The organism is Phytohabitans rumicis, assembly GCF_011764445.1.
Classification (GTDB): Bacteria; Actinomycetota; Actinomycetes; order Mycobacteriales; family Micromonosporaceae; genus Phytohabitans; species Phytohabitans rumicis.
Genome location: NZ_BLPG01000001.1, coordinates 3,177,805 through 3,193,006, shown reverse-complemented (window position 1 = coordinate 3,193,006; position 15,202 = coordinate 3,177,805). Strand labels below are relative to the sequence as shown.

Sequence of the window (15,202 nt, the reverse complement as noted above, 5' to 3'; positions counted from 1 at the left end):
CCCGGCGTCTGGTGATCTACGACTTCGGCGGGTTCCCGGTGCACGTGCTGACGTTCGACGAAGGGTACGGCCGGGTGCGGTTGGCGCCGGACGCGAAGCCGGGCCGCCCGGAGACGTGGTCGACGAAGCTGACCGGCTAGTCGCCGTCGCCGCAGCCGATACCGTCGCCGTTGCGGTCCAGGCCGTGGCGGTCGCGGCCGTTGACCTGCAACGGCTTGTAGCCCCGCTCCTTGAGCCAGGCGCACTTGTCGGTGACGCCCTCCGGGAACTCCCAGGGGACGCACACCGTGCGGTCGCCGTACGAGTAGTCGCAGCCCTCGTTGCCCTCTTCGATCTCCAGTGGAGCCGTCGGAGAGGGCAACGGGCTTTCCGGGGTGGCACCCGGCTGCCCGGCGAAGTCGAGCACCCGCGGCGGGGCGGACACCGCCGAGCCGGCCTGGTTCCCCTTGCCGCCCGAGCCGGCGTCGGAGCCGCTTCCGGCATCCCCGTCGGGCGCGGCGCCGCCGCCGTCCCCGGTGTCGCGCAAGGAGGCGCCGTCGGACCAGATGGGCGCGCCGCCGGTGCCGCCCGTCATCGCCCAGGCGCCCACCGACAGCAGGACCACGAGGAGCAGCACCGCGGCGCCGTAGCGCTCGCGGCGGCTGCGGGCCCTCAGCCAGTCAGCGAGGGCCCGGAACCCCTGGCTCATCCGAGCTTGACCCACTTGGCGACCGACGGCACGCCGTTGGCGCCGTGCACGAAGAGCATGTACCAGCCGGGCGGCGCGATGTTCGGGTTGCTGGTCACGTTGAGCCCGATCGTGTTGCCGCTGACCGTCATCGGCAGCTCGACGAAGCGCTGGTTCGGGTCGGAGGAGTGGGTCACCGCGGCCGGGCGGATCAGCGACGCCCGCACCACCGGCGCGCTCACGGTGATCTTCTGGGTGCTGCCGTACGCCCAGTTCGTCGCGGCGACGGACTGGATCACCGGGCGGGTGCCCTGGAAGAGGTACGGCGGCGAGTACACCGAGATACGCATGTCGAACGTGCCGTTGCCGGGGTTCTCACCGATCGCCATGACGCGGCCGTCGGGCAGCAGGAACGCCGAGGAGTGGTACGAGCGCGGGACCGGGTCGGTGGCCATCCGCGGGCGGAACGTGTTGGAGATCGGGTCGAAGATTGACGCCTCGTACACCGGGTCGGCGCGGTTGTGCAGGGCGCCACCGGTCTCGAAGACCGTGCCGTCCGGCAGCAGCACCGCGGAGACGTACATCTTGCCCTGGTCGCCGCTCTGCGCCACGCCGCCGGTCAGCGTCCCCTGCGGGATCAGCGGTCCGGGCTTGTACGTGGGGCTGGCCGCCTTGAGGTCGATGATGTCGGTGAGCCGGTTGGCGTCCACATTGGTGTGTCCGTTGCCGCCGCCGATCGTCATGACCCGCTGGTCCTGGGCCGGCGGCAGCATGACGCTCATCGACTGGTCGCGGTAGTCCTTGTTCTGCAGGCCGGGCACGTCGGTGATGGTCTTGGCGTTGTAGTCGTAGATGGACGCGCCGCTGCCGGCCAGGCCAGCCCCGAAGGTGTGGCTACCGGTGTAGAACAGGCGGCCGTCCTGCATCAGCACCATAGTGGGGTACAGGCCCCACCACTTCCAGGTCTGCTTGACCTCGTTCCAGGCCAGCCAGCGCTTCTCGGAAGCCTTGTAGTACTCGGTGAACGCGGTGCCCTTCGAGTCTTCGCCGAGGCCACCGAGCGAGATCACGTCGCCGTTGCCGAGCACCGTCGCCGACGGGTACCAGTGGCCCGCGGTCATGGCGTTGATCTTCGTGTACGCGTTGGTCGCCGGGTCGAAGAGGTACGAGCTCTTCAGGCCCTTGAACCCGGAGGTGCCGTCGGCGGTCGGGTACTGCTTGTTGCCACCCATCACCAGCACCTTGCCGTCGGCCAGTTGGACGTGGCCGGCGCAGAAGAGGTCTTCCGGGGTGGTGACGTTGGTGAAGGTGCCGGTCGCCGGGTCGTACACGGCGGTCTTGAACGTGCCGGCCCGGAACGCGGCGGTGTCGTTGCCGGAGCCGGCGACCAGCAGGATCTTGCCGTTCTGCAGCACGACGGCGTGGATGCCGCGCACCTGCGACTGGTACGGCATGACCTGCCACTGGCCCTTGGTGCACGCGACGCCGGCGGTGCAGGTCGGTGTGGGCGGCAGCGCGGTCGCGTCGACCATCGAGTAGTCGTCGGTGATGAGCGTGCCGGTGCCGTACAGGCTGAGGCCCCAGACGATCTGGTCGGTGCCGGTCGGCAGCGGCGGCGTGCGCACCGTCTTCTGCGCGTACGTGCTGGTCGCGGCGAGCGTCGCGAGGTCGGTCCAGTACTGCCAGCCGGCGGTGGCGTCGTGACGGAACACCGTCATGGCCGCCGCGACGGTCGTGGACTTGTACCAGACGGACAGGTCGTACTGGCGACCCGCGGTGACCGTGGGGGCACAGGCCGCGGTCCGCGCCATCGTGACCTTGCGGTCACCGGACGTGATCGCGGTGATGCTGACCTTCGTCGCGACGCTGCCGGTGTGCGCGTCCGTGGTGGTGCCGATGGTGAACGTGTTTGTGCCGAACCCGGCCTTCTCGAAGCAGTTCGGGAAGCCGCTGGTGAGGGCCTCCCCGCTGGGGTTCTGCACGAGGTTGTCGGCGGCCTGGGCCGGCGCGGCGACCACCAGGGCGGCGGTGAGCAACACGGTGAGCGCGAGCACCCGGCTCAGTCCGCGGCGGAGCTCCGGGCTCCACATCGGTACCTTCTGCTGGGCACGTGCGAACCCGACGTCGGCCACCCTGCGCTCCTCGTCCTCGACCTGCCTCAATTCCGGCCGTCCGGCAGCGTACCGGCACTTCGCGAGGTGGGCATATGGCCGTCCGGTCACGGTCGCGCGGCGATTGTGCGGGCACGTCGCGCCTGTCCAATCGGGCTATTGCGAGCTGGCGTCGGATTTTATAGGTTTTTGACCTTGTCTACCGCCTGCGGGGCCATCGATAAAGACCAGAAATCGGGCATAGCCGGTCGATCGAGACCCATCCGGAGGTGATCGTCAACCCCTACCTCCGATGTGCTTCTGTTCACATCAGCTGTTCCCTTGTTCGTCCGCACTAGGGGGAAATTCCACCGTGGGTTCGCCCGCGCGCACCGACGCCGCGCTGCCAATCGACGCCACCGCCGAGTTCAGATTGCCCGGAGCCGTCAAGGTGCCCGCGCAGCGCCGAGGCGGCCGGCGCGCGGAAGTCATCATGCGCCCCGCGTACGCGCCGGTGCCGCTGCCGCCCACGGACGACGAGAAGTACCTCTACCGCAAGCGCCGGCTGGCCGGCCTCATGCTCTTCTCCTTCGTCAGCTTCGGCTCGCTGGTCATCAGCCAGGTGCTCTTCCTCCGGCTGGCGCCCTGGCTGCTGGTGCTGACGCCGCTGCTGCTCTTCACGCTCGCGTACTACGTCATCTCGGTGTGCGTCAACCTCTTCACACCCGGCTTCGACATGAAGGAGCACAAGCAGCTCGTCTACGGCTGGAAGCCGGAGCGGTACCCGGCGGTCGACATCTTCCTGCCGGTGTGCGGCGAGCCGCCGCACGTGTTGGCCAACACCTGGGAGTACGTGCGCCAGATGGCCACGTACTACCGCGGCAACGTCACGGTGTACGTGCTGGACGACTCGCCGACCGAGGACATGGAGCGGATGGCCCTCGCCTTCAGCTTCGTCTACCAGCGCCGGCCGAACCGGGGGTGGTACAAGAAGGCCGGCAACATGCGGTACGCGTTCGAGCGCACCCTCGGCGACTACATCCTCGTCCTCGACGCCGACTTCTCGCCCCGCCACGACATGCTCGACGAGATGCTGCCGTACTTCGAGGCCGACCCGACCCTCGGCATCGTGCAATCGCCGCAGTTCTTCCGGGTCCACAAGGGACAGGGCTGGGTCGAGCGCGGCGCCGGCGCGGTGCAGGAGCTCTTCTACCGGTCGGTGCAGGTGTCCCGCCAGCACCACGGCGCGGCCATCTGCGTCGGCAGCTGCGCCGTGTACCGCCGCGCCGCCCTGGACGACATCGGCGGCTCGACGCTGATCGAGCACTCCGAAGACGTACACACGGGCTTCGACCTGCGGATGAAGAACTGGCACCTGCGGTACATCCCGCTGCCGCTCGCGGCCGGGCTCTGCCCGGGCGACGTCGACTCGTTCTTCACCCAGCAGTACCGCTGGTGCGCCGGGTCGATGAGCCTGCTCGGGTCGAAGAAGTTCTGGCAGACCAAGCTGAAGTGGCGTGCCCGGCTCAGCTACGTCTCGGGCTTCTGCTACTACGTGCACACGGCCGTCTTCACGTTCGCCGGCCCGATCATCCCGCTCGTCATGCTGCTGTTCTTCCCGCACGCGATGGCGCTGTCGAACTACCTGCTCATCCTGCCCAGTGTGATCTACAACTTCGTGCTCTTCCCGCTGTGGCACCGGGTCCGGTACGGCCTGGAGTCCTGGACCGTCCGGATGCTGTACGGCTGGGCCCACGCCTTTGCCATCCTGGACATCCTGCGGGGCCGGCAGATGGGCTGGCAGCCGACCGGCGGCAAGGGCCAGAAGAGCAAGACCAAGCGGCTCTGGACCGGTCTGAGGTACTGGACGGCCGGCGCCGGCCTGCTGTGGGTGGCGGTCGCCGGCTACCGGATGGTGACCGGCGACGCGCTGGTCTTCGCCCCGGCGTTGCTCGGCGGCGCGTTCTTCCTCGCGATCGTCGCCCAGGCGCTGCTGGTCGACCCGCGCAAGGACGTCGAGGTCGTGATGTGAAAAGCCGGCACATCATCGTGGCCCTGGTGATCCTTTCGATCGCGGTCGTCGAATACGCCGCGCTCAGCCGGGTCAACATCTCCAAGCTGCTCGCGTCGGTCGCCACGAGCCAGAGCGCCGACCCCGGGCCCGGGACGTCCGGCTCGCCGAGCCCGTCGCCCGTTACGCCGTACGACGTCAAGCACCTGCTCAAGCCGGACAAGAAGTTTCTCGGCGTGGCCATCGACGGCGCCCCGACGGACATGTCGAAGATCGAGGGCTTCGCCACGCGGGTCGGCAAGAAGCCGAACCTGATCGCCATCTACGAGAGCTTCGACGACGCGTTCGCCATCTCCGAGGCCCGCAAGGCGTACGAGTACGGCGCGCTGCCGGTGATCCGGTGGGAGCCGTTCAAGCCGACGCTCGTCGACATCGCGGCCGGCAAGCAGGACCACTACATCCTCACCTTCGCGGAATCCATCCGGACGCTGAACCTGCCGGTCGTGCTCACCTTCGCGCACGAGATGAACGGCGACTGGTACTCGTGGGGCCGGCAGAACAACTCGCCCGCGGACTTCGTCGCCGCGTGGCGGCACATCCACGGCCTCTTCGCCCGCGCCGCCGTGAAGAACGTCATCTGGGCCTGGACGCCAAACGTCATCAACCCGATGCCGAACGTGAAGCTGAAGCCCTACTATCCGGGTGACCAGTACGTCGACTGGGTCGGGATGGACGGCTACTACACGCACAAGGGCAAGAAAACCTTCGATACCCTCTTCGAGCCCACGATGAAGCAGATCCGGGCGTTCACGAAAAGGCCGTTCCTCATCGTGGAGACGGCCGCCGAGCCCGGCTCCTCCCGCCCCGCGCAGATCGCCGACCTGTTCGAGGGCATCGCCGACCGGCCCGACGTGCTGGGCCTGGTCTGGTTCAACAACGACGGCTCCGGAAAATGGAACATCGACCGCGACGCTGCCTCGATGCGCAGCTTCCGCGACGAGGCGAAGAGCGCGGCCTTCGGGTTCCGCGTTGCGTAACGAAGGGACCTCGGTCATGGTGCTAGCTCCGGAGCACGCGGTCGGCGCGCCCGGCGACGGTTCGCCGTCCGTCGCGTCGCCGCCCCGCCCGGAGCCGGCCCGGACCGGGTCGCCGTACACGGCCGTCCTCGCGGTCATCCCGTTCCTGGCCGCCTTCGCGATCGGCTGGACCGGCGCGAGCGACCGGCAGATGTGGAACAACGAGTACGCCACCTGGCACGCCGCCACGCTGTCCTTCCGGGACCTCGCCCACCTGCTGTCCAACACCGACCTCGTGCACACCGTCTACATCCTGCTGAGCAAGGCGTGGATCGCGGTGGCCGGCGACTCGCCGCTGGCCCTGCGCATGCCCTCGCTGCTGGCGATGGCACTGGCCGCGGGATGCCTGGCGCTGCTGGGGCGCCGCCTGGTCAACACGCCGGTCGGCGTGGTCGCGGGGTTGCTCTTCGCCGCCATTCCAGCAATCAGCCGGTACGCCCAGGAGGCCCGCTCCTACGCGCTGGTGACCATGATGGTGGTCCTTTCCACGCTGCTCCTGGTGCGCGCCATGGACAAGCCGGTGTGGCTGCGCTGGACGCTGTACGGCGGCAGCCTGGTCGGCGCCGGGCTGCTGCACTTCGCGTCGCTCGTCGTGCTGGCGGCCCACCTCGTGCTCGTGGCCCGCACCACGGACGGCGACGACGCGCGCCGGTACCGCTGGGCCGGCACGGTCGGCGTCGCCGGGCTCGGCATCATCCCGCTGCTGTCGTTCGCCTCCCGGCAGTCCGCGTCGATCGACTGGATCAAGGCGGACCTCAACGCCGTACGGACGTTTCCACGCGAGCTCTTCTTGTCGTGGGAGGCGGCCGGGCTGATCGTGGGCGTGGGCGTTCTCGGCGCACTGCTTTTGTGGCGCCAGCGGGGCGAGGCCATCCTGGCGCTGGTCGTCTGGGCGGTGCTCCCCATCGTCTTCGTGTACGTGACGTACCCCGTCCTGCACATGTTCCTCGCCCGGTACGTGCTCTACACGCTGCCCGCCTGGTCGCTGCTCGCCGCGGCGGCGCTCTGCGGCGTGGGCGGCGTGGTGTTGCGGCGCGAGGCGTCCTGGACCTGGCTGCTGGGCGCGGTGCTGCTGCTGCCGGTGTTCGCGGTCGCCGTGGTGCCCGACCAGCGCGCGGTACGGGCCAGCCCGGTGACCGGCCAGCCCGACTACGCCGGCGCCATCGACGTGATCCGCGCGCACCAGAAGCCCGGCGACGGCATCGCGTACAACGACGTGTTCGGCCAGCTCTCCGACCTCGCCCGGGAGGCGGTCGACTACGAGCTGCGCGACGACCCCAAGCCGCGCGACGTGTTCCTGACGGTGACGTCGGTGGCCCGCGGGTCGTACTCGGCGCGGGAGTGCGGCAACCCCAACACCGCCCCCTGTACGGCCGTCGACGCCGAGCGGATCTGGCTGATCAGCACGACGTACTCGCCGGACCCGCTGGGCGGGCTGGCGGCCGAGCGGAAGACGCTGCTACAGCCGTACAAGGTGACGCCGGAGGGCACCTTCAAGGGTGTGAAGCTGGTGCTGCTCACGCGCTCATAAGCTGGGCCCGTGCCCCGCCGAAACCAACGCCGCGACGATGTGTCACCGCTCGACGTCGAGCGCGCCCGGCAGGGCGTACAGCGGGTCCAGGCGTGGAGCGACGGCGACTGGGCGGTGCGGACCATTCCGGGCGGTGCGTCCGCTAAGACGTACCGGTGTCCGGGTTGCAACCAGGAGATCCGGCCCGGGACGCCGCACGTGGTGGCCTGGCCGGTGGACGGCCGCGGCGACGAGAGCGACCGGCGCCACTGGCACGCGGGCTGCTGGGCCCGGGGCCGGCGTCGTCTGGACTGAGGAGCGAAGCGACGAGGGAAGGCGGCGCCTTCTGGGCCCCGGGCCACGCGCGAGCGGAGCGAGCGCCGGCCCAGCCGCATGCGAGGGAACGGCGCCGGTGAAAGATTGTTGGCGTGAGCACCCAGATCCGCGCCAACGCCATCCTGCCGGGCCGCCGGGAAGACATCGAGCTGCACACCGCAGACGGGCTGCGCCTGGTCGGTGAGCTCGCCCTGCCGGCCGACCGGGACCCGGTGGCCACGCTCGTCTGCCTGCACCCGCTGCCCACCCACGGCGGCATGATGGACAGCCACCTGTTCCGGAAGGCCGCCTGGCGCCTGCCGGCGCTCGCCGGGCTGGCGGTGCTGCGCTTCAACACCCGGGGCACGAGCAGCGTCCGCGGCACGAGCGAGGGCGCCTTCGACAAGGCGGTGGGGGAGCGGTACGACGTGGCCGCCGCCATCGAGTACGCCGAGTTCGCCTCGCTGCCGCGGGTGTGGCTGCTGGGTTGGTCGTTCGGGACCGACCTGGTGCTCAAGTACGGCTGCGATCCGGCGGTCACCGGGGCGATCCTGCTGTCCCCGCCGCTGCGCTTCACCACGGCGGAGGACCTCGCGGTGTGGGCGGAATCCGGCAAGCCGGTCACCGCGCTGGTGCCCGAGTTCGACGACTACCTGCGGCCGGACGAGGCGCGCGGCCGGTTCGCCGCCGTGCCGCAGGCCGAGGTGGTCGGCGTACCCGGGGCGAAGCACCTGTGGGTCGGCCACTCCGAACTCGTACTCGACGAGGTGGTCCGGCGGGTGGCGCCGGAGGTGCCGGTGCCGCTGCCGTCGGCCTGGGACGGCCCGATCGAGTACGGCGACGCCAGCGCGTACGCCGACCGTACCGTGGCCGCGTTCGCGGACGTACCGGTGGCCGATCGGTGGCCATCCTCACCCGACCGGTGATGATTAGCCGACACAAACCTCCCTTCCCTCCGGGCCGTTACTGCCGGAAAGATGGTTCGGCGTGATCAGCACTCTCGAAATGGTCGCGGTGATCGTCGTCACCTACAACAGCGAAAACTTGATCGCTGATTTGATGGCATCGCTCGCACCCGGCCTCATGGGCTTCCGGTGGCGCCTCATCGTGGCGGACAACGCCTCGGCGGACGGCACCATCGCCGCGCTCAAGGAGCACGCTCCGGACGCCACCGTGGTGGAGATGGGGCGCAACGCCGGGTACGCGGCGGGAATCAACGCCGCGATGGCCGTCGCCGGTCCGCATACCGCCGTCCTGGTGCTCAATCCGGACGTGCGGCTCGGGCCGGGCTGCGTGGAGCGGCTCATGCCCGTGCTGCGCTCCCCGGGCACCGGCATCGCCGTACCCCGGCTGCGCGACGGCGACGGCGCGCTGATCCAGACCATGCGCCGCGAGCCGAGCGTGCTGCGGATCCTGGGCGACGCGTTTCTCGGCGCGGGCCGGGCCGGCCGGTACGACGCCCTCGGCGAGGTGGTGACGGACGAGCGTCGCTACCGGAGCGAGGCCGTGACCGACTGGGCGGAAGGCTCGACGATGCTGATCAGCGCGGAGTGCTGGCGGCGCAACGGCGGCTGGGACGAGTCGTTCTTCCTCTACTCGGAGGAGACCGACTACGCCTTGCGCGCCCGCGACAACGGCCTCCTCACCCGCTACACGCCCACCGCCGACGCCGTGCACCTGGGCGGCGAGTCCCGGGTGTCGCCGGGCCTGTGGACCCTGCTGACCCTCAACCGCGTGCGGCTCTACAGCCGCAGGCACGGTCGGCTGTCCACCGCCGCCTTCTGGGCCGCGCTGTTCCTGCGTGAGGCCAGCCGCGCCCTGATCGGCAAGCGCCCGAGCCGGATGGCGGCCCGCGCGCTGCTCAGCCCAGCCCGCCTACGCGAGACGCCAGGCCCCCACGTGGTAGCCCGAGCCGGCTGACCGCTCCTGCCCGCCCGGCCGCGCGCCGCCCGCGCGCCCGGCCGCCCGCTTGGCCCGCGCACCCGGCCGCCCGCTTTGCCGCGTCGATCAAGGACTTTCGCGTCGATCAAGGTCAAACGGTCGTGGATTGGAGATCCAAGCACGACCATATGCCCTTGATCGACGGGGAAACCCTTGATCGACGGGGAAAGCCTTGATCGGCGCTCGCCGGTTGTTGGACTCCGGCGGGCTTGTCTCGCGGACCTGGCAGCGTAGGTCGGGGATTTCGGCTCGCTCTGCGAGCCGCCGACCTGCGCGGTGCCCGCGGGAGCATGCGGTCCGCAGGTGGTGCGGACCGGGGTAAATCTGCCTGAGAATCGTAACGCCGCGCCGGACCGGGCCCGTCTGGCCGCGTCGATCAAGGACATGTGCGTCGATCAAGGGCAAACGGTCGCGGAAAAGAGATCAAACCACGACCATATGCCCTTGATCGACGGGGAAAGCCTTGATCGGCGCGGCAAAGCGGGGGCGGGGCTAGCGGAGGCGTTTGATTACGCCTACCGCGGTCAGGCGGGCGCGGCGGGGAGGGCCGGTCGGGCGAGGAACTCGGCCCGGATCGACTCGGGCGTGTCGTGGCAGCGCACGCTGAAGCGCGGCTGTAGCCAGGCGCTGCCGCGCGCCACCCGGCGATCGCTGGTGAACACGCGGGTGTAGCGGAGCCGGCGCAGCTCGCCGAGCAGCCGGCGGTCGTACCGGCCGAGCGGGCAGGCCGCGGTGTCGACCGGGTCGCCGACCACGCCGGCCAACCGGGTACGGGCGACGACCAGCTCGTCGAGCAGCGTCTGCGGATCCATGCCGCGCCACGAGCGGTGCGCCATGCCGTGCGTGCCGACCGTCATGCCGGCCCGGTGCAGCTCGCGGACGGCGCTCTCGTCGAGGCTGCCGGGCGTACCCAGGCGGCCGGCCAGGACGAAGAAGTCCGCGCGCAGGCCGCGTTCGCGCAGGGCGGGCAGGCCGATCTCGGCGTCGGAGGCGTTGCCGTCGTCGAAGCTGATCCGCACCGACGGCCATGTCTTGATCTCGTCCAAGATGGCGTGGAACTGGTCGCGTTCCACCCAGTACGGCGCCTCCCCGGGCTCCAGTTCGCGCGGCGGCGTGCCGATGCCGTGGAAGCAGACGTTGATGACCCGGTCTCTACCCATGCTTGGCGTGTACCTCGTCCTCACGAGATGATTCGTCACGTTCCCAGTTGTTTCCGCCGCTGGTGCGCCGGGCGGACAGTGCCGCCGCCACGGTGATGCCGACGTAGCACGCGGCCGCCGGCGCCAGCCAGGGCCGGGCAGGACGACGTCGCGCAGCCAGGACAGCCGTGCGGCGGGCCGCACCTCGACCGGCACCGCGGTGGTGCCGGCGGCGGCCCGCATCTGTGCGTTGCCACGCCGGACCCGGGTCAGCCGGCGTAACAGGTCGGCGGTGCGCCGGGGCGTGGCGATCCGGGCGGTCACCTCGTCGACCTGCCGCTTCTCCGCGATGCTGAACTGGGAGTCGAGGAACAGGTCGTCGGCGACCATCTCGGGGAACCGCTCGAACCGGGCCCGGCCCGCCGCGGACACGGCGATGACGCCGCGGCCGAACAGCCCGTTCCGGAAGACCGGCATGCGGCTGTTGATGGCGTAGTAGCCGCGCACCAGCAGCGGCCGGCCGGTCAGATCGAGCTCCCGCCGGGGCACGGCGGCCAGGGGGTCGCCGGGACCGGGATCGCTTACCGCGCCGGCGACGCGGCGTACGCCCTCGGCGGTCAGCACGATGTCGGCGTCGAGGTAGACGCGGGGGAAGCCCACCGCCACCTCGTCGCCGGCGTTGAGCGCGCCCGGCTTGCCGGCCGCGGCAAGGTCGAGCACGCGTACGCCGGGACGCGCGGCGACCCGCGCGGTGTCGTCGGTGCAGCCGTTGGCCACCACCGTGATGTCGAATTCGCCGGCCGCCGCTCCGGACAGCAAGGCGTCGAGGCAACGGCCGATGACCGCGGCCTCGTTGTGCGCCGCGATGACGATGCTGGTCATGATCCTGCCTGGTCGCCGATGTTCGATACGGACGCGGTCCGGGGCAGCCGCTTCACCAGCAGCCGCCGCCACAGTGCGGCGTACGCGAGCGACTGGTGGTCCCAGGAGAGCACGCTCGCGAAGCGCGCCAGACCGAGGGTGCGCATGCGCTCGCGCCGGGCGGGATCGTCCAGCAGCGCGTCGATCGCGTCGGCGAACTCCACGGGTGAGCCGGTCGGCACGTACACCGCGGCCTCCTCGGCGCTGCGCCGGGTCTCCACCAGGTCGACGGCGACCACCGGTACGCCACGGCCCAGGTATTCCACCGTCTTGGCCATCGTGGACAGATGGTTCATCCGGGTCGGCAGGTCGGGCTGGATGGCGACCGTGGCGGTGTGGAGCAAGGCGTCCACCTCGGTCGCGCCGAGCCAGCCGGTGAACTCGACGATGTCGCCGAGGCCCCGGTCGGATGTCAGCTTGGTGAGGATCGGCATGGTCTCGCCGTCACCGGCCAGGACCAGGCGCCAGCCGGTGCGCCCGCGGCGCCGGACCAGCTCCTCGGCCGCCAGCACGGCGACCTCGACGTTGTCCTGCGGTCCGAAGACGCCAAGGTAGACGATGCGGTGCGGCTCGTCCGCCGCGTGCCGGGCCGCGGTCTCGGCGGTGCTGCGGGCGATCTCGCTGGCCGCCGGGCCGTTGCGCACCACGGTCAATTTCTCGGGCGATACACCCCTTTCCAGGGCATTCTCCCGGAACGATTCGTTTGTCGCGATAACGGCGGTAGCGGTCCGCGCGGTCAGCCACTCCATCGCGACCAGTGCGCGGAACACGAACTTGTTGGCCGTGCCGCCGGAGCGCGCCGCGTAAATCTCCGGACACAGGTCGTGATGGTCGAAGACCCACGGCCGCCCGAGCGCGCGCCATACGAGGGCGAGCGGCCAGTAGATGTCCGGTGGGTTGCAGACCTGCACGGCGTGCGCGCGGCCACGGAACAGTTCGCCCAGCAGGCGGACCGCGATGCAGAGGAACGACCACACGAACTCGAACGCGAACGACAGCACGCCGCTGCCGTACACGTACACCGGGTAGGGCTTGAGCCGGGTGCCGCGGCTGCCGGGCAGGATCCGCAGCGTCTTGTCACCGCGTGGCGCGATCACCGTCACATCGAAGCCGTTTTCCTCCAGCGTCAGGCACTCTCGGATGACCCGGCGGTCACGCTCCGCTGGCAGGTTGGCCACGAGAATGGCTATCTGTGGTCGGCTGCTCATCGAGGTAGATCACTTCCTGTCATTGCGGCAACATCCTAGAAACCGTGCTGGACCGCGTACGTCAAGACAAGTGGCCAGGTGGCCGGGCACCGTGTCGGGTATCTTACAAACGCCGGTGCGACCAGGAATGATGCCTCAGCGGCGGGCATCCGGTGCCCGCTTGCCAAGGTTTGCACCCGCAGCGCAAACTTGAACCTGCTACGGACTCCGTGGCCTTTCCATGTCTCGCCGAGAGGACACCGTGGATCTCTGGGATCTCACCAAGCTGCTGTTTCGGCGCTGGTACGTAGCCGCGCCGATGCTTCTCCTTTCGGCTGTGATCGTGGTGTTCGTCGCCAAGACGGTTGGCCCCGACTACAGCGCGAAGGGGCACGTGCAGATCATTCCAGCCCCGAGTGCCGGCAAGGCGGTCGACCCGGCTGCCAAGCCGAGGCCCACCAACCCGTGGATCGACCTGGGGTACGAGGCGCTCGCCAACGCCGCCGCCCTCGCCGTGACCGACCAGGAGGCGCTCCAGGGGCTCGTGGACCGCGGCTTCTCGGACAGCGTCACGGTGACGATGGACGACAACACCGTGCTGCTGGAGATCGAGGCGATCGCGCCCACGAGCGCACAGGCGACGGCCACCGTCCAAGAGGTCATCAGGCTCATCGCCGCGGACATCGCCGCCAAGCAGAAGCAGTACGGCGTGCTGCCCGAAGACACCATCACCTCGCTGACGCTGAATGACGGCTCTTCGCCCGAGGTGGTCCGCTCCAAGGTGATGCGGGTCCTGGTCGTCGCCGCCGGCGTTGGCGTGCTGATGACGATCGCCGGCACCATCGCCCTTGACGCGTTGCTGCGCCGGCGCCTGCGGCGCCGTACGGACGTGGCCGAGGCGGCGGCGGCCGACGTGGTGACCACCGCGCGGCTGGCGGCCCAGACGTCGCCCAAGGTGGGCAACAACGGAAACGGGGCGGCCAAGGCCGCGATCGTCGAGCCGATCCGGATCCGCACCCCTGCCTCGTCCAACGGGGACGACCAGCCCACCGGGCGCCTGCCGGCCATGCCGCCGATCCCGGCGGAGACGTCGAAGTCGTCGGTCCAGGCGGTCGAGTACAAGTCCGCCAACGCCGCCGACTCCAAGGCACGCGACGGGGACGGCACGAAGGGCAACGACATGCCCGACTTCCCGCCCGTGGGCGCCGACGCCACCATCGTTCTTCCGCTGTCCCACATGTCCTGGCGCGCAGATAAGAAGCCCTGACGTTGACCACCGCAGCGGTGCATCCGACTGACCTCGAACCGTCGCTGATCGCACCCCGCACGTACACGACCAGGCGCCTGCGCGTCCGGTTGGACGCCGCCGCCGTCGTCAGCCTCATGGTGTTTCTGCTCTACGCGCTGCCCGCCACGCTCATCGTGCCGGGCCTGACGTTCGCGGGGCGCCCCGCCCTCATCGTCGGGCTGGTCCTGTTCGCCTGGTGGGTCCTGGCCCGGCTCAGCCCCTGGCTGCTCATGGTGGGGCCGCAGCCGCTGCGTTGGGCGTGCCTGTTCTACCTGCTGGCCTTCATGCTGTCCTATCTGGCCGGCGTGCTGCGCGGCTTGCCGACGCTGGAGGCCAACGCACAAAACTTCCAGCTGCTCATCACCGCCGAGTTTCTCGGCGTCGTCCTCATGGCGGCCGACGGGATCCCGAACTGGCAGCGGCTGCGCGGGGTGCTGCGGGTGTTCGTGTGGAGCGGCGGCTTCATGGCCCTCGTCGGCATCATCCAGTCGGTCCTCGCCTTCGATATCGCCCAGTACCTGACGATTCCGGGCCTGGAGCTGAAGTCGGATCTGGCGGACTTCCAGCTGCGTGGCGACAGCGGCCTCTTCCGGGTGGCCGGCACCGCGACGCACTACATCGAGTTCAGCACGGTCATGGCGATGGCGGTGCCGTTCGGCCTCCACTTCGCCCGGTTCGCCGAGCACCGCGCCACCCGCTACGCGTTCGGCTGCGCCACCCTGCTGATGGCGGGCGCGCTGCCGATGGCCATTTCGCGTACCGGCGTCGTCGCCCTCGCCGCGGCGCTGGTGGTGATGTTCATCGCGGCGTGGGACTGGCGGATGCGCTACAACATGCTCTTCGTCGGCGGGGCCGTGATCAGCGCCCTGGTCATTCTCCGGCCGGGCCTGCTGGGCACGCTGAAGGCGATGTTCCTCTGGGCCGGCGAGGATCCGAGCATCGAGGGCGGACGCAGGACTACGACCACGTCGCGGCCTGGTTCTCCCAGCGCCCGTGGCTGGGGCGCGGCCCGGGCACGCTGATCCCGGACCTCTACATCATCCTGGACAACCAGTGG

13 protein-coding genes are annotated in these 15,202 nt (G+C 70.0%); 9 read left to right on the top strand and 4 right to left on the bottom strand.

What is annotated here, in order from left to right; translation table 11 throughout:
• Positions 1-11: 11 nt before the first annotated feature.
• Positions 12-140 carry a hypothetical protein gene (locus Prum_RS53780; protein ID WP_281368903.1) on the top strand — a complete coding sequence of 43 codons (129 nt, stop codon included), beginning with the start codon at positions 12-14 and terminating at the stop codon, positions 138-140.
• Here the strand turns inward: Prum_RS53780 and Prum_RS13875 are convergent.
• Entirely contained in the window at positions 137-688 is a 552-nt protein-coding gene (locus tag Prum_RS13875) for a hypothetical protein (protein WP_173076960.1), read from the bottom strand. The two genes, Prum_RS53780 and Prum_RS13875, sit on opposite strands and share 4 nt — an antisense overlap.
• Positions 685-2,799, bottom strand: a complete 2,115-nt coding sequence (locus tag Prum_RS13870) for a galactose oxidase early set domain-containing protein (protein ID WP_246277880.1) — start codon at positions 2,797-2,799, stop codon at positions 685-687. Before Prum_RS13870 ends, Prum_RS13875 begins: the two co-directional genes overlap by 4 nt.
• Positions 2,800-3,130: 331 nt before the next feature.
• Between Prum_RS13870 and Prum_RS13865 the strand changes: the two genes are divergently transcribed.
• The 6 genes from Prum_RS13865 (at position 3,131) to Prum_RS13840 (ending at position 9,589) form a co-directional block, all read left to right on the top strand.
• On the top strand, positions 3,131-4,789 hold the full coding sequence (locus Prum_RS13865) for a glycosyltransferase family 2 protein (protein ID WP_218577235.1): 1,659 nt from the start codon (positions 3,131-3,133) through the stop codon (positions 4,787-4,789).
• Positions 4,790-4,815: 26 nt separating this feature from the next.
• Positions 4,816-5,805 carry a glycoside hydrolase family 26 protein gene (locus tag Prum_RS13860; RefSeq protein ID WP_173076959.1) on the top strand — a complete coding sequence of 330 codons (990 nt, stop codon included), beginning with the start codon at positions 4,816-4,818 and terminating at the stop codon, positions 5,803-5,805.
• A gap of 16 nt (positions 5,806-5,821) precedes the next feature.
• Positions 5,822-7,375 (top strand): glycosyltransferase family 39 protein, encoded by a 1,554-nt coding sequence (locus tag Prum_RS13855; RefSeq protein WP_173076958.1) that lies wholly within the window; start codon positions 5,822-5,824, stop codon positions 7,373-7,375.
• 9 nt (positions 7,376-7,384) lie between these two features.
• Positions 7,385-7,669 carry an Rv1322 family protein gene (locus Prum_RS13850; RefSeq protein ID WP_173076957.1) on the top strand — a complete coding sequence of 95 codons (285 nt, stop codon included), beginning with the start codon at positions 7,385-7,387 and terminating at the stop codon, positions 7,667-7,669.
• A gap of 113 nt (positions 7,670-7,782) precedes the next feature.
• A complete protein-coding gene (locus tag Prum_RS13845) occupies positions 7,783-8,595 on the top strand; it encodes an alpha/beta hydrolase (RefSeq protein WP_173076956.1) in 813 nt (270 codons plus the stop codon).
• Between the two features lie 61 nt (positions 8,596-8,656).
• Entirely contained in the window at positions 8,657-9,589 is a 933-nt protein-coding gene (locus tag Prum_RS13840) for a glycosyltransferase family 2 protein (protein ID WP_246277879.1), read from the top strand.
• A 545-nt stretch (positions 9,590-10,134) separates the two neighbouring features.
• Here Prum_RS13840 and Prum_RS49500 read toward each other — a convergent pair.
• Both Prum_RS49500 and Prum_RS13825 read right to left on the bottom strand, forming a co-directional pair.
• Entirely contained in the window at positions 10,135-11,631 is a 1,497-nt protein-coding gene (locus Prum_RS49500; RefSeq protein WP_218577234.1) for a polysaccharide deacetylase family protein, read from the bottom strand.
• Positions 11,628-12,878 carry a glycosyltransferase family 4 protein gene (locus Prum_RS13825; RefSeq protein WP_173076954.1) on the bottom strand — a complete coding sequence of 417 codons (1,251 nt, stop codon included), beginning with the start codon at positions 12,876-12,878 and terminating at the stop codon, positions 11,628-11,630. Before Prum_RS13825 ends, Prum_RS49500 begins: the two co-directional genes overlap by 4 nt.
• 241 nt (positions 12,879-13,119) lie before the next feature.
• On the opposite strand from Prum_RS13825, the gene Prum_RS13820 reads away from it, so the two are divergent.
• Complete coding sequence (locus tag Prum_RS13820) at positions 13,120-14,124, top strand: GumC domain-containing protein (protein WP_173076953.1); 1,005 nt, start codon at positions 13,120-13,122, stop codon at positions 14,122-14,124.
• 2 nt (positions 14,125-14,126) lie between these two features.
• Entirely contained in the window at positions 14,127-15,167 is a 1,041-nt protein-coding gene (locus Prum_RS13815; RefSeq protein ID WP_173076952.1) for a hypothetical protein, read from the top strand.
• Positions 15,168-15,202: the final 35 nt, after the last annotated feature.